This is a genomic window from Aliagarivorans marinus DSM 23064, assembly GCF_000429485.1.
GTDB classification, from domain to species: Bacteria; Pseudomonadota; Gammaproteobacteria; order Enterobacterales; family Celerinatantimonadaceae; genus Aliagarivorans; species Aliagarivorans marinus.
In genome coordinates this window covers 298,971-313,387 of the sequence record NZ_KE386909.1, presented here as the reverse complement: position 1 = coordinate 313,387, position 14,417 = coordinate 298,971, and the positions used below count along the sequence as shown (strand labels likewise).

12 protein-coding genes and 5 tRNA genes are annotated in these 14,417 nt (G+C 54.2%); 11 read left to right on the top strand and 6 right to left on the bottom strand.

Going from position 1 to position 14,417, the window contains the following annotated elements; all coding sequences use genetic code 11:
- Window positions 1-6 precede the first annotated feature (6 nt).
- From G461_RS25105 to hemA, 4 genes are read right to left on the bottom strand one after another with little or no spacing between them, the layout of a single operon-like run.
- Window positions 7-771 (bottom strand): SirB1 family protein, encoded by a 765-nt coding sequence (locus G461_RS25105; protein ID WP_051333745.1) that lies wholly within the window; start codon window positions 769-771, stop codon window positions 7-9.
- Window positions 772-795: 24 nt separating this feature from the next.
- Entirely contained in the window at window positions 796-1,650 is an 855-nt protein-coding gene (gene prmC, locus G461_RS0121100; protein ID WP_035480965.1) for a peptide chain release factor N(5)-glutamine methyltransferase, read from the bottom strand.
- Window positions 1,640-2,731 carry a peptide chain release factor 1 gene (gene prfA, locus G461_RS0121095; RefSeq protein WP_026960665.1) on the bottom strand — a complete coding sequence of 364 codons (1,092 nt, stop codon included), beginning with the start codon at window positions 2,729-2,731 and terminating at the stop codon, window positions 1,640-1,642. Before prfA ends, prmC begins: the two co-directional genes overlap by 11 nt.
- 38 nt (window positions 2,732-2,769) lie before the next feature.
- Window positions 2,770-4,032 carry a glutamyl-tRNA reductase gene (gene hemA / locus G461_RS0121090; RefSeq protein ID WP_026973326.1) on the bottom strand — a complete coding sequence of 421 codons (1,263 nt, stop codon included), beginning with the start codon at window positions 4,030-4,032 and terminating at the stop codon, window positions 2,770-2,772.
- Between the two features lie 149 nt (window positions 4,033-4,181).
- Between hemA and lolB the strand changes: the two genes are divergently transcribed.
- The 3 genes from lolB (at window position 4,182) to G461_RS0121075 (ending at window position 6,665) form a co-directional block, all read left to right on the top strand.
- Window positions 4,182-4,775, top strand: coding sequence for a lipoprotein insertase outer membrane protein LolB (gene lolB, locus G461_RS0121085; RefSeq protein ID WP_026973325.1), 594 nt, complete (start codon window positions 4,182-4,184; stop codon window positions 4,773-4,775).
- The gene (gene ispE, locus G461_RS0121080) at window positions 4,768-5,631 is read left to right on the top strand and encodes a 4-(cytidine 5'-diphospho)-2-C-methyl-D-erythritol kinase (RefSeq protein ID WP_026973324.1); all 864 of its coding nucleotides are present in this window, start codon (window positions 4,768-4,770) and stop codon (window positions 5,629-5,631) included. Before lolB ends, ispE begins: the two co-directional genes overlap by 8 nt.
- A 92-nt stretch (window positions 5,632-5,723) precedes the next feature.
- Window positions 5,724-6,665 carry a ribose-phosphate pyrophosphokinase gene (locus G461_RS0121075; protein ID WP_026960669.1) on the top strand — a complete coding sequence of 314 codons (942 nt, stop codon included), beginning with the start codon at window positions 5,724-5,726 and terminating at the stop codon, window positions 6,663-6,665.
- Window positions 6,666-6,750: 85 nt separating this feature from the next.
- Here G461_RS0121075 and G461_RS0121070 read toward each other — a convergent pair whose 3' ends face one another.
- A complete protein-coding gene (locus tag G461_RS0121070) occupies window positions 6,751-8,979 on the bottom strand; it encodes a TRAP transporter permease (RefSeq protein WP_026973323.1) in 2,229 nt (742 codons plus the stop codon).
- 143 nt (window positions 8,980-9,122) lie between these two features.
- Entirely contained in the window at window positions 9,123-10,100 is a 978-nt protein-coding gene (locus G461_RS0121065) for a TAXI family TRAP transporter solute-binding subunit (protein ID WP_026973322.1), read from the bottom strand.
- 547 nt (window positions 10,101-10,647) lie between these two features.
- Between G461_RS0121065 and G461_RS0121060 the strand changes: the two genes are divergently transcribed.
- The 8 genes from G461_RS0121060 to G461_RS0121025 all read left to right on the top strand — a co-directional run bounded on the left by G461_RS0121060 (window position 10,648) and on the right by G461_RS0121025 (window position 14,369).
- Window positions 10,648-11,283, top strand: coding sequence for a 50S ribosomal protein L25/general stress protein Ctc (locus G461_RS0121060; RefSeq protein WP_425393854.1), 636 nt, complete (start codon window positions 10,648-10,650; stop codon window positions 11,281-11,283).
- A 5-nt stretch (window positions 11,284-11,288) separates the two neighbouring features.
- On the top strand, window positions 11,289-11,873 hold the full coding sequence (pth, locus tag G461_RS0121055) for an aminoacyl-tRNA hydrolase (RefSeq protein ID WP_026960673.1): 585 nt from the start codon (window positions 11,289-11,291) through the stop codon (window positions 11,871-11,873).
- Between the two features lie 35 nt (window positions 11,874-11,908).
- Window positions 11,909-13,000 (top strand): redox-regulated ATPase YchF, encoded by a 1,092-nt coding sequence (gene ychF, locus G461_RS0121050; RefSeq protein ID WP_026973320.1) that lies wholly within the window; start codon window positions 11,909-11,911, stop codon window positions 12,998-13,000.
- Between the two features lie 730 nt (window positions 13,001-13,730).
- A tRNA-Met gene (locus G461_RS0121045) sits at window positions 13,731-13,807 on the top strand.
- A gap of 44 nt (window positions 13,808-13,851) precedes the next feature.
- A tRNA-Leu gene (locus tag G461_RS0121040) sits at window positions 13,852-13,936 on the top strand.
- 68 nt (window positions 13,937-14,004) lie between these two features.
- Window positions 14,005-14,079, top strand: a tRNA-Gln gene (locus G461_RS0121035).
- 95 nt (window positions 14,080-14,174) lie between these two features.
- Window positions 14,175-14,251, top strand: a tRNA-Met gene (locus G461_RS0121030).
- Between the two features lie 33 nt (window positions 14,252-14,284).
- A tRNA-Leu gene (locus G461_RS0121025) sits at window positions 14,285-14,369 on the top strand.
- Window positions 14,370-14,417 lie beyond the last annotated feature (48 nt).

Here is a 14,417-nt window from a genome sequence, read left to right as displayed (position 1 = left end):
TATCTCTTAATGTAAGGTGGCAGGGCTGGAATCCAGAGAGCTTATCTGCGCTTTTAACAGCTTCGATAGCGGATCATCCGGGCACTGCTCTATAAAATATTCAAAGTCGTTGACCGCAACGCTGTTACATTCTAACTGCTGATAGATAAAACCGCGATCCCGCATTTCGTGTGGGTCGCCGGGTTTAATCTCCAGTAAGCGCTGACTCACTCTCAGCGCTAGCTCATAGTTAGACTCGCGCAGGTAAGCCAGCTTAAGCTCTTCCAGCCAGCGTTGGGAGATTTGCTTGTTGTTCAGGGTGGTCAGGCTTTGATTTTCCAGCCGTGCGGCGTTGCCTTCGTGGCCGCGATAGAGCGATTCAAGCTGCTCATAGCCCAGCTCTTTATTGCTGAAGGGATCGAAGTAGACGACTTTCAGGTCCAATTCGAAGCGCAGCAGGGTTTGTCCGGGAAAGTTGCTGAACTCGCAGGGAATGTCTAACTTGGCGGCAAAGTAGCGCAGCAGCAGTGCCAGGCTAGTCGCGTTGCCACTTTTGCTTGAGAACAGTTGGGTGGGCAGCATACATTGGCTCTGGTAGTGCTGCTGCCAGTCGCCGCGAAAGCCCATATCTTGATAGAACAGGCGGCGCAGCAACTCAAAGCGCTGCGTGATATCGTCGGGGATCGGGTTGAGCTTGATCCAATCCAGCCACATTCGTTGTAGCGCCTGTTTGGCCTTCGCTCCATCGCTTGCCGTCAGCTCTTGTTCAATGCCAAGAATAGTGAACAACACAATAACTACCTCACCTGATTGAGCTCAGGGCTTGGGCCACCACTGAGCACCTGTAACGCGGTCTAATCCGGCATAGTCCTGGCTCGTAAAGCACTGAACAAACCCAGCTTTTTCCAGCAAACTTTGTACCGCTTGCGCTTGTTGGTAGCCATGTTCGAACAGTAGCCAGCCTCCGGGGCGCAGATAATCGGGTGCCGTTGCTATAATCGCACGAATATCTGCCAGACCGTGTTCTTCCGCCACCAGTGCCGTTAAGGGCTCGAAGCGCACATCACCTTCCCCAAGGTGGACATCCTGTGCGTCGATATAGGGCGGATTACTTACAATAACGTTGAACTGCAGACCGGCGAAGGGGGCCAGCCATGAACCTTGGCGGATATCCACCCGCTCTAAGCCATGGCGTTTAGCGTTGCGTGTTGCCAACTCAACCGCCTGTGCCTGCAGCTCTCCTGCATACACCTTGGCTTTGGGCAACTCACTCGCTAAAGCCAGGGCGATGGCCCCGGTTCCAGTCCCGAGATCCACAATAGAACTATCGGCAGGATCCTCGACTCGCTTTAGCGTTTCTTCAACTAATACTTCGGTATCGGGACGGGGTATCAAGGTGGTGGGGTTTACCTCCAACAGCATCGACCAAAACTCGCGCAATCCGGTTAGGTGAGCCACCGGATGACCTTGCAGGCGCTGTTCGATAAGTTGTTGAAAAGTATGCCACTGGGCGGGCGTTAATTCGCGTTCAGGCCAGGTAAGCAGGTAGCTTTGCTCGCAATCGAGTACGTGTTGCAGTAGCACTCGGGCGTCGACGGCGGGAGACTCGCCCCCTTGGAGTTGTTGGCGTGCCCAGGCTTGCGCCTGGGCGATAGACGGCTTACTCGTCATTGGCAGCCAGGGCCGCCAATTGGTCCGCCTGGAATTCTTGCAAGATAGGGTCAAGCAGTGCGTTTAGCTCGCCTTCCATCACCTCATTCAGGCGGTACAAGGTCAGGTTGATGCGGTGGTCGCTGACGCGGCCCTGCGGGTAGTTGTAGGTACGAATACGCTCACTACGGTCACCACTGGCCACCAGCTCACGGCGCATCGAGGTCTCTTCGGCGCGGCGCTTCTCATCTTCAGCCGCTTGCAGGCGCGCAGCCAGTACCGACATCGCCTTGGCGCGGTTTTTGTGCTGCGAACGTTCTTCCTGACACTCCACCACAACGCCAGATGGCAAGTGGGTAATACGAATGGCTGAGTCGGTTTTGTTTACGTGCTGACCACCAGCACCCGAGGCGCGGAAGGTATCGATACGCAGGTCGGCCGAGTTAATCTCGATCTGCTCCGCCTCTGGGATCTCAGGCAGTACCGCCACAGTACAGGCCGAGGTATGGATACGGCCCTGAGATTCGGTCTCTGGTACACGTTGAACTCGGTGACCGCCAGATTCGAACTTCATCAGGCGGAACACGTCTTCGCCGTCGATCTTCGCGATAAGCTCTTTGTAGCCGCCCATGTCGCTTTCGTTGCAGCTAACAATAGAAATCTTCCAGCTTTGCGATTCGGCGTACTTGCTGTACATGCGGAACAGGTCACCGGCAAAAATCGCCGCTTCATCGCCGCCAGCTCCGGCACGAATTTCCAGGTAAACACTGCGCGAGTCGTTCGGGTCGCGCGGCAGTAGCAACAGTTGCAGGTCGTCGGCCAGCTGTACCAGCTTCTCTTCGGCTTCAGAGACTTCCATCTGGGCCATCTCTTTCATCTCTGGATCGTCGTCTTGCAGCATCTCTTTGGCCGCTTCCAGATCGCCTTGAGTTTCGCGGTAGTCGCTAAAGCATTTCACCACTTCTTCCAACTGAGAGTACTCTTTGGTCAGGGCGCGGAAGCGGTCCTGATCAGAGATAATTTCTGGCTCTCCGAGCAAGGCTTGCACTTCTTCGTAACGCTCTTCAAGGGTTTCGAGCTTGGTTATAATCGACGCTTTCATTATTACTCTCTGTCAGGACGCCAGTGGGGGCGCTAAGTCTACTGCTGTTTGTTGCGAAGGCCAATGGCTTTACGGATTACGTCCAGCTCATCATGTTTGCCGTCACGACCAGCTTGATTGATCGCCTCGGTAGGGGCGTGAATCAGCTTGTTGGTTAGCTTAAAGGCTAGCTCACGGACGACCGCTTCGGGGTCTTTGCCGGTGCTTAAGGCTTCTTGCGCCTTGGCAACCAGGTCATCGCGGATTCGTTCACTGTGGCTACGATAGTCGCGGATGGTAGCGACTGAGGCCAGAGAACGCAACCAAGCAATAAAGGCCTGACTGTGTTCATTGACGATGGCCTCGGCTTCGATGGCCGCTTCACGGCGCGAGGCTTTGTTCTGCTCGACGATGCCTTGTAGGTCATCCACCGAGTATAAATAGGCGTCACGCAGCTCATCGACCTGCGCTTCGATATCGCGCGGCACCGCAATGTCGACCAGGAACATCGGCTGACGACGGCGCTGCTTCAGTGCCGATTCGACCATCCCTTTACCGATGATCGGCAGCGGGCTAGCGGTGGAGCTGATCACGATATCGCAGCTGGCCAGCACCTCAGGAATGTCGTTAAGGGTCATGGCAGTGCCACCGAACTCATCGGCCAGCAGCCGTGCGCGGGCGATGGTGCGGTTGGCGACTCTGAGCTTGGTTACACCTTGGTCGCGCAGGTGCTTGGCCACCAGCTCGATGGTCTCCCCTGCCCCCACCAGCAATACCGACGACTCACTGAGATCACCAAAGATCTGCTTAGCCAAGGTAACGGCGGCAAAGGCCACCGAGATGGCATTGGCTCCGATATCGGTCTCGGTACGCACCTGCTTGGCCACCGAGAAGGCTTTTTGGAACAGCCGCTCCATCACGCTGGAGACTGCGCCAGCCTCGCGGGCTTCGGTATAGGCTTGCTTGACTTGGCCCAAGATCTGCGGCTCGCCCAGCACCAACGAGTCGAGGCCACTGGCCACGCTCATCAAATGCCCGACGGCTTGCTGCTGTTGATAGGTATAGATGCTATCGAGCAGCTCGCCACGGGAGAGCTGTTTGTGCTCGACCAACCACTCCACCAGCTGTTCTGGGGCGTAGTCTTTGGGCAGGTGGGCGTAGATCTCGGTGCGATTACAGGTAGAGACGATCACCGTTTCCAACTGCTGGTTGGCAGCCAAGGAGGTCATCGCTTCGGCGCTTTGCTCCGGCGAGAATGCCACCTGCTCTCGCAGGGCGACAGAAGCCGTGTTGTGATTGATCCCTATTACCAGCAAGCTCATCTTGATGCTGTACGTACCCGTAAACGCCTATTCATAAAATCGGAAGAATTGTAAGGTAATCTGAGGTCAAATAAAAGAAAGCCGCACACCCGCAGGGCTTGTCAACGGATTGCGACACAGGGATACTTGGCCTTTAAAATGGATTCACATTGAGTAGTAAGTTGCGTTTCTTCCCCATCTTGATCACCGTGCTCCTGCTGGCCAGTTGCGCCACCCCGCCGCCGATTACCGAAGAGTCGACCCAATGGGATAGCTACCAGCAGCAACTGGCAGCGCTGGAGCGCTGGAGTCTGCGCGCTCAAATCGCCTTTATTTCCCCCGAGCAACGCCAAAAGGCCAACCTGTGGTGGCAGCAAGATCAGCAGCAAAGCCATACCCGCCTGACCGGCCCGCTTGGGGTAGAGGTGTTCGAGCTGCGCTACCAGCCCGGCCAGGTGTGGCTCAAAGATGACAAGAAGAACGAGTACCGCGGCAACGACGCACAAGCCTTATTGCAGCGCCTGACCGGTTGGCAACTGCCGGTTGAGCAGCTTCCCCGCATCTTAATCGGCTTACCAGCCAGTGACCTGTATCAATTAAATGACGCTGATCGCCTCGCCGCACAGCAAATTGCCCAGCAATGGCAGATTGACTACCTAAACTATGCCAATTACTCCGGACGAGTGCTGCCTCGGCAGATGCAGCTGGTACGCAATGAGATTACCATCAAGATTAATATTGTAGATTGGCAGATAAATGATTAACCAAGTCCCCAGTGGCCCCTGGCTGTCGCCGGCTAAGCTCAACCTGTTCCTATATATCTGCGGACGCAGGAAAGATGGCTACCACGAGCTGCAAACCCTATTTCAGTTTATCGATTGCTGCGACCAGCTCTATTTCACCGTGCGCAAAGACACCGAGATAACCCTCAGCAGCAACATCGACAACGTCGACCCGGAAGACAACTTGGTGGTAAAAGCCGCCCGCCTACTGCAGCAACACTGCCTGTTTAAGTGTGGCGCCGACATCCAGCTGGAAAAGCAACTGCCGATGGGCGGCGGGATCGGCGGCGGCTCGTCCAATGCTGCCACCACCCTGCTGGTGCTCAACCGCTTATGGAAGTGTGGCTTGAGTCTGGAGCAGCTAGCGGATCTAGGGCTGCGCTTAGGCGCGGATGTACCCATCTTTATCCAAGGCGTGGCGGCCTTTGCCGAAGGCGTGGGCGAGAAGCTCTACCCGGTTAAGATTGCCCAGCCTTGGTATGTGGTGCTGCACCCCGATGCACATATCTCCACCGCCGAGGTGTTTGGCCATCCCGAGCTGCCCAGAGATACTGCCAAACGTAACTGGACCGAGCTAGAAAATGCCAATTGGCACAATGATTGTCAGGATATTGTGGCGAAACTTTATCCCGAGGTTGCTAACGCATTGAGCTGGTTGCTAGAATACGCGCCGTCGCAAATGACCGGAACCGGTAGCTGCGTATTTGCAGCCTTCGATTCAGAGCAACAAGCACGGGATGTGCTCGAAAACTGCCCTGAACATTGGGCCGGGTTTGTCAGCCAAGGGCTTAATCGCTCGCCACTGCACAAACAACTCGCGGAATTTGCCACCTATTAGCATGGATAGTGAAGGCCTGACTTTTGTCCAGCTTCAACTATTCTGTTTACGACCAACGCTCTTTTACCTGTTAAAAATCTGAGGTTTTCATCGTGCCAGACATGAAACTTTTCGCCGGCAATGCCACGCCAGAACTCGCCCAGCGTATCGCAGATCGCTTGTACACCAGCCTTGGTGACATCGCTGTAGGTCGCTTCAGCGACGGCGAAATTAGCGTACAAATCAACGAGAATGTACGCGGCGGCGACATCTTTGTAATCCAATCAACCTGTGCCCCTACTAACGACAACGTCATGGAGTTGATTGTGATGGTAGACGCGTTGCGTCGTGCCTCAGCTGGTCGTATTACTGCGGTAATCCCTTACTTCGGTTATGCCCGTCAGGACCGTCGTCCTCGTAGTGCCCGTGTGCCAATTACTGCACGTGTTGTTGCAGACTTCCTGTCTAGCGTAGGTGTTGACCGCGTTCTGACCGTTGACCTGCACGCCGAGCAGATCCAAGGCTTCTTCGACGTACCAGTAGATAACGCCTTCGGTAGCCCAGTGCTGCTGCAAGACATGCTGGACAAAGACCTGGAAGCGCCGGTTGTGGTATCTCCAGACATCGGCGGCGTAGTACGTGCCCGTGCGGTAGCGAAGATGCTAAACGATGCTGATCTGGCAATCATCGACAAACGTCGTCCACGCGCCAACGTGGCTCAGGTGATGAACATCATCGGTGACGTTGAAGGCCGTGACTGCATTATGGTTGATGACATGATCGATACCGGCGGTACCCTGTGTCAGGCAGCGGCTGCCCTTAAAGAGCGTGGCGCCAAGCGTGTATTCGCTTACGCAACCCACCCAGTATTCTCTGGCAACGCCGTAGAAAACATCCGTAACTCAGCGCTGGACGAAGTGATCATCACCGACTCTATCCCACTGAGCGAAGAGATGAAGAAACTAGACAAAGTGAAGCTGCTATCACTGGCACCGATGCTGGCTGAAGCCATTCGCCGCGTGAGCAACGAAGAGTCTATCTCTGCGATGTTCTAAGATGCTTTAAGCATTCAGCAAAAAGCGCTGCCGAGGCAGCGCTTTTTTTATACCCGTAACTTGGCCTTCAATTAGGCTCCACCCGTCAGGATGTACTAGCACCGCGCGGCTTAAACGCTCGCTGAGCAAGGAACATCGCCACTGCCAGACCAATACCGATAAGGTCGGTCACCAAGCCTCCGGATATCATCAACAGCGCCGCAACCACCAGCACGCCGCGGATCAGCAGATTAGCGCGAGCGCCGACAAACCAGCCCTGCACCGCAGAGGCTAATAAGAAGATCCCAAACACCGCGGTAATGCCAGCGCGCAGCACCGATACGGTGTCGCCGTCCATCAGCAAGGTTGAGTTATAGAAGAACATAAACGGCACCACAAAGGCGGCGATGCCAATCTTAAACGAGGTGATGGAGGTGCCCAGCGGGTTGGAGCCGGAGATCCCAGCCGCCGCAAACGAGGCCAACGCCACCGGTGGGGTGATCGCCGAGACCACTGCAAAATAGAACACAAAGAAGTGCGCGGTGAGCAATGGAACGCCCAAATCTATCAAGCCCGGTGCCACCACCGAGGCGGCAACCGCATAGGCCGCAGTTGTGGGCATGCCCATCCCCAACAAGATGGCGATACACATGGCAAAGAACATCGCCAGTAGCTGCGAGGCGGCAGCCAGATTAAGCAAGACATTGGAGAAGCGTGCGCCAACCCCGGTGAGTGAGATTACCCCTACGATAATCCCGGCGCAGGCACACACGGCGATAATCTGGATCGACATATGCCCGGCAATCTCGAAGGCATCGAAGATCCGCCGTAGGTTCATCCGATAGGGAGTAAACCAGCTCACCACCGCAGCCGCTGCGGTGGCCAAGGTGCCAGCTCGAATCACCGAGTAGCCCATAAACAACGCCACAATCAGGATCAGGATGGGAACAAACAGGTAGATCTGTTTGATCATCGCCGCCACCTTCGGCAGCTCTTCTTCGCGCATCCCTTTCATGCCCATCTTGGCGGCTTCGAAGTCCACCATAAAGTAGATGGAGACAAAGTAGAGCACCGCCGGAATAATCGCCGCCACCGCAATCTCGGTGTAGGGAATCCCCGTCACCTCAGCCATGATAAAGGCCCCTGCCCCCATAATCGGCGGCATGATCTGCCCACCGGTCGAGGCGGCAGCTTCAATCGCCCCTGCGGTATTCTTCTCGTAGCCGACCTTTTTCATCAGCGGAATGGTCAGCGAGCCTGTGGCCACTACGTTACCGGCTGAAGTGCCGTTGATCATACCCATCAGTCCCGAGGCGAAGATCGCCACCTTGGCTGGTCCCCCGCGGGCGCGCCCTGCTACCGCGAAGGCGAAGTTCACAAAGTACTCGCCCACCTTGGAGGCCTGCAAGAACGCCGCAAAGATAATAAACAGGATGATGTAGGTCGACGATACCGCGGTGGTTGGCCCAAGCACCCCGGCATCGGTATAGACCTGACTAAAAAAGCGCTGCCAGGTAATCGCCGGCGAATTCAAAAAGCCTGGTAGGTGCTGCCCGGCAAATACATAACCCAAGAACACGATGGCAATCACCACCAAGGCCAAGCCAGTCAACCTGCGAGTCAGTTCTAAAATCAGCACCGTGCCCGCCACCGCCGCCATGGAGATGCCAATCGGCGCAAACGGCGTGCCGGTGGAGTTGCGCATCAGGGTGCCGTAGATGGTGATGAGATAAGTGGCCACCGCAAGCGCCGCCACCGCCAGCACAAAGTCATGGGGCGCAAAGCGTTGCCGGCTTTGCTTATCGACCCACGACAACACCACCGAGCAGCCGGTGGCAATCCACAGCGGTAGTCCAAACAGCCAGATCTCATTAAAGCGGATGCCCTTGTCCATGCCATTCCACATCTTGCCGGCTGCGATCTCCCAAGCAAAAAAGACTGCCATCCCTAAGGAGAACAGCGCACAGGCTAACAGGGGGTAGGCGGAGTAGCGCACCAGCTTAGAGCGAGGCTCGCTGGTCTCGTTAAAGGATGTCGCCGAGAACATCAAAAAGCCCAGCACCAAGGCGCCGGCTACGTGCGAGATGCGAAAATTCCAGGTTTCCAGCGGGAAGTTAGGCAGAAAATCGATGTCGAGCAGGCCAAAGGTGATGGCCTGAATGCCCACGCCATTCAGCGCCAGCATATGAAAGGCGGCATAGGCGGCGGCAAACACCGTCACTATCACCAAGGCAGAGCCGGTATAGAGGCGACGATTCGACTCAACCTGCTCGTCGTCCACACCCGCTGCGATAAGGTTCGCATCATCAGGATGGGTGGTTTTGTTCTCTGTCATAAAAGCTCCCTGTCCTTACTCTTTCAGCCCTGCTTACTATTACCGTGTTTACTAATGCAGCGTTTGCCGGTCCAGCCGCTTATAAACGCACACAGCGATCTACCCTGTCGGTAAGATCGCTGTGTGATTACCTGCAATACCGTTTACTGATGGATCAGATCGCTGGGAATGCTCGCGCCGTTCTCGTTAAACCAGCGAGCGGCACCTGGGTGCCAAGGCATAAAGTTGTTCTTATCCCAGTTCTCAATCAGCGTGCTGCGGGCCGCTTTATGGGCTTTCACCATCCGCTCGTTATCGCCCATTACCGCTTTTACCGCTTCGTAAACAAAGGATTCAGGCAAGTCGCAGTTGGCAATGGCGAAGTTCCACATGGATACCGAACGCGCTGGCGCATCCAGGGTTGAGTAGATGCTCGCGTCGATATCAAACTTAGATACCGGGAAGGCAGCCAGGATTTTCGCCTGCTCTTCTTCAGTAAACTCAATGATGTTGATGTCGGTTTGCACCTCAAGCTGGCTCACTGCAGGCACCGGCACCCCAGCAGCGAAGGCAATCACATCCAGCAGGCCGTCTTGTAGCTGGCCGCCTAAATCAGACCAACCGCCATTACGACGCTCAAAGTCCACCCCTAGCGCTTCTGCCATCATCCGTGGGAAGTAGGTATCGGAGGTCGAGCCCGCCGGGCCAAAACCGATCTTGGCGCCTGCTGGGATATCGGAGATAGAAGCAATGCCGGAGGATTTGAGTGCTGTGACCGAAAACGGCGTTTGATACATCGGGAACATGGCACAGGCACCAGTCATCTGTAGGCCCGGTGCAATCGGGTTAGTGCCATCCATCGACTCGCGTGCAGGGCCCAAGGTGGTCATGCCAAAGGCGTTATCACCGGTGTGTACCAGCGCCATATTCTGCATTGGACCGCCGGTGACTTCCGCTCCGCCAGTAACCCCAGTCGCTTCGGCCACAATGTTGGCCCACGCGGTGCCATAGCCAAAGTAGGTGCCCCCCTGCGACGCCGTGCCAACAGTAAAGCTCGATGGCCAACCGGCCTTGTCATCGGCGCTCACCGACATCGATACGGCCAATGCCACAGATAGACTAACTGCCTTTATTGCTTTCATACTCGCCTCCAAAAAAGCGTGCTAATTGCGGGGCTTACCCCTGTTCCCTGGCCCGATGGAGGGCCTGCATGTCGCTGAATAATAGACAATAAATGTCTGAAAAGAGGCGTTCTGGATACTAGACCAAAGTACTAGGAACGGCTGGAATCAGCCTTGTGTTTTGCAAGGGGATCTTGGCTAAAAGCAAAAAACCAACATGTTAACAAAAGGTTAACAGTGCGCTGTTGCACTCATTGGTGTTGAATACGAGGAGTTCCGATCGGGCGGGTTGAGCCGAAAACTGTGAGCGCGCTCCGCTAGAGGCAGACTTTCATCGCGGACCGCGCCCTGTTGCAGGGTGGTCAGTAAAGGCTTGAATACGCGCTTGAAGATGCTATCTTGCCAGCGCCTAAAAGAGGCGCTGTTTATTCCACCATTTCGTTTGGCAACGACGGCCAGCAATGGTAGAATGCCGCGCCTTTTTCGACCAAGTGGATTATTTCACTGGTGTTAAATGGTTCCAAACCCGCATCTGGTCGCAAGTTGCGGGGACATTCATTTTTTGGAGATTACCATGTCTACTATCAAACTAAACGCTGAACTGCGTACCGACCTAGGGAAAGGTGCGAGCCGCCGCCTACGTCACGCAGAAAAAGTTCCTGCAATTGTATACGGTGCTGACAAAGAGCCAGTTTCTATCACCCTAGCTCACAACGAAGTGATCAAGGCGCAAGAAGTTGAAGCTTTCTACTCAAGCATCATCACTTTGGTTATCGACGGTAACGAAGAGCAAGTTCTTGTAAAAGACATGCAGCGTCACGCGTTCAAGCCAAAAGTACAACACATTGACTTTCAGCGTGTAGATAACTCTCACGAGATCCACAAGAACGTACCTCTACACTTCGTAAACGAAGACACTGCTCCTGCTGTTAAAGAGCAAGGCGGTAAGGTACACCACTTGGCTTCAGAAATTGAAGTAAGCTGTCTGCCAAAAGATCTTCCAGAGTTCGTTGAAGTTGACGTAGCTAAAGTTGAGCTGGGCCAAACTCTGCACTTGTCAGATCTGACCCTGCCTGCTGGCGTTACTTCAGTAGAGCTTGCTAAAGGCGAATCTCACGACCAAGCAGTAGTGTCTATCACTGCAGCTAAAGGTGGTGCTGACGATGCTGAAGGCGAAGCTGAAGGCGAAGAAGCTGCTGAATAATCACAGTGGCTGACATTCGCTTACTCGTGGGCCTGGGTAATCCAGGCCCCGAATATGAAAAAACCCGTCATAATGCCGGTGCTTGGTTAGTCGAACAGCTAGCCGCTAATCACCACACCCCTCTGAAAGCTGATCCGAAACACTTCGGTAAGACCGCCCGCATTCAAGCGAACGGTCAGGAAATGCGCCTGCTTATCCCCACAACGTACATGAATCTAAGCGGCAAAGCCGTTGCCAGTCTTGCACGTTTCTACCGCATTGAGCCTGAGCAGATCATGCTGGCCCACGATGAGTTGGACCTTCCTCCCGGTGTCGCCCGTTTTAAACAAGGCGGCGGACACGGTGGTCACAACGGCCTGCGCGATACCATTTCCAAGCTGGGGAACAACAAGAATTTCTACCGCTGCCGCATTGGCATCGGTCATCCAGGGCACAAAGACCGGGTCTCCGGCTTCGTTCTGGGCAAAGCACCTAAAAATGAGCAAGAATTGATCGACGCCGCCGTTGACGAAGCGGTTCGCAGCATCGATATTCTGCTAACTGACGGTTTGAGCAAGGCGATGAATCGCCTGCATACGTTTAAAGCCTAAGCCAAGCAGCGCTTGGCCCGACTACAGGTAAGATTATGGGATTCAAATGTGGCATCGTTGGTTTGCCTAACGTAGGTAAATCCACCCTATTTAATGCACTGACCCAAGCGGGTATTGAAGCAGCAAACTTCCCTTTTTGTACTATTGAGCCAAATACCGGCGTAGTACCTGTGCCAGATCCACGCCTCGACGCGCTGGCCGCCATCGTAAACCCGCAACGCGTACTGCCAACCACCATGGAGTTCGTCGACATTGCCGGTTTGGTTGCGGGCGCCTCTAAAGGTGAAGGTCTGGGTAACAAGTTCCTGGCGAACATCCGTGAGACCGACGCCATCGGCCATGTAGTGCGCTGCTTCGAGAACGACAACATCGTTCACGTTGCCGGTCAGGTTGACCCGGCCGCCGACATCGAGGTGATCAACACCGAGCTGGCACTGGCTGACATGGAAACCTGTGAAAAAGCCATCATCCGCGTAGGCAAAAAAGCCAAAGGCGGTGATAAAGACGCCAAGTTCGAGCAACCGGTTCTACAAAAGATCCTGGCTCACTTGGAAGAAGGTGAGATGATCCGCAGCCTGGAGCTGAGCAAAGAAGAGCTGGCCGCCATCGGCTACATGAACTTCCTGACCCTCAAGCCAACCATGTACATCGCCAACGTGAATGACGATGGCTTCGACAACAACCCCTACCTCGAGACAGTAAAAGAGATTGCTGCCAACGAGAATGCGGTGGTTGTGGCGGTATGTGCCGAGATTGAAGGCGAGATCGCCGAACTCGACGCCGACGAAAAAGCCGAGTTTATGGAAGAGATGGGGCTGGAAGAGCCTGGCCTTAACCGGGTGATTCGCGCCGGTTACGAGCTGCTTACTCTACAAACCTACTTCACAGCGGGCGTAAAAGAAGTACGCGCCTGGACCATTCCGGTAGGTGCAACAGCCCCACAAGCGGCCGGTAAGATCCACACCGACTTCGAACGCGGCTTTATTCGCGCCGAAGTGATTGGCTACGACGACTACATCGAGTTCAACGGTGAGTCGGGCGCCAAAGAAAACGGTAAGTGGCGCCAGGAAGGTAAAGGCTACGTGGTCTCTGACGGCGACGTTATCCACTTCTTGTTTAACGTTTAATCGCTAAACCTTGAGAGAAAACCGGTGCTTGCACCGGTTTTTTGTATTTGGCGTGGCCAACTGCCACTTATATAGAGAAATCGCGGCGCATTTATAGAGAACTCGCTGCGCCTATATAGAGGTACCGCTGCGCTAGGCAGCCGAATCACCACTCAGCCCTGGCGCAATTACGGCTTTAGCGGCTAAACGCCAAGCCTCGCTAAGCACGCTTTTTAGCCACATAGCTAAGGCATTGCTCAACGCGTAAGCAAACCCGCTTTGATAAAGGCGATAAATTTGCAGCGACAACGCCCTCGGCCAAGGTAATTATACCAATCCACATAAGTAACTGATCACTCTTGCTGGTTAAAATCATTGATGACTGCGTCAGCGCTTTTGTAATTAGTCCACTAGTTACGGCAAGCACTTCCTCGTCCTCAATGTTTTTTCCTGCGCAATACCTGACCACTTACTTATCCAGATTGGTATTACAATAAAAACAGTAGGCTAGCGCATCCGCTGCAATAGAAAAATCTGGGGGAGTTAGCGAGTTTTTGGCCAATCTTTGGTTAAGGTCACAGCAGTTTGTACAGGCTTTAAGCAAACAAACCAATTTGCACTTTTTTGGCAAAAAAACGGTTGACGCTCTAGGGGCGGATAAGCATAATACGCGCCGCAGCAACGGAACAGGGGCTGCTTCTTACGAGAGCATTGATTGCCTTGTAAGAGTATTGCAAGAGCAATGCAAGATGGCTATGTAGCTCAGCTGGTTAGAGCACAGCACTCATAATGCTGGGGTCGCAGGTTCAAGTCCCGCCATAGCCACCATCTTCTCTTAAGGTGTAAACCCTAAGCGAAGTGCTCAGTAAGTCGCGGGAGTGGCGGAATTGGTAGACGCGCTAGATTTAGGTTCTAGTATCGCAAGGTGTGAGAGTTCAAGTCTCTCCTCCCGCACCATTCTTACTGTGATTGTAAAAACACTTGCATGAGTGTGACTCACTCATAAAATAACAGGTCGACGCTGTAGGGGTATCGCCAAGCGGTAAGGCAGCGGCTTTTGATGCCGCCATTCGTTGGTTCAAATCCAGCTACCCCTGCCACTTTTATTTAGCTTCGGCTAAATGGCTATGTAGCTCAGCCGGTTAGAGCACAGCACCCTTAATGTCGGGGTCAACGCGCAAGAGCAATGCAAGATGGCTATGTAGCTCAGCTGGTTAGAGCACAGCACTCATAATGCTGGGGTCGCAGGTTCAAGTCCCGCCATAGCCACCATTCTCTTGTTATGAGAGAATTAAAACTACCTTTGCGGGAGTGGCGGAATTGGTAGACGCGCTAGATTTAGGTTCTAGTATCGCAAGGTGTGAGAGTTCAAGTCTCTCCTCCCGCACCATCTTCTCTTGAAGATTGAGTTTAATCTGACTCACTAAACACAGGTTAC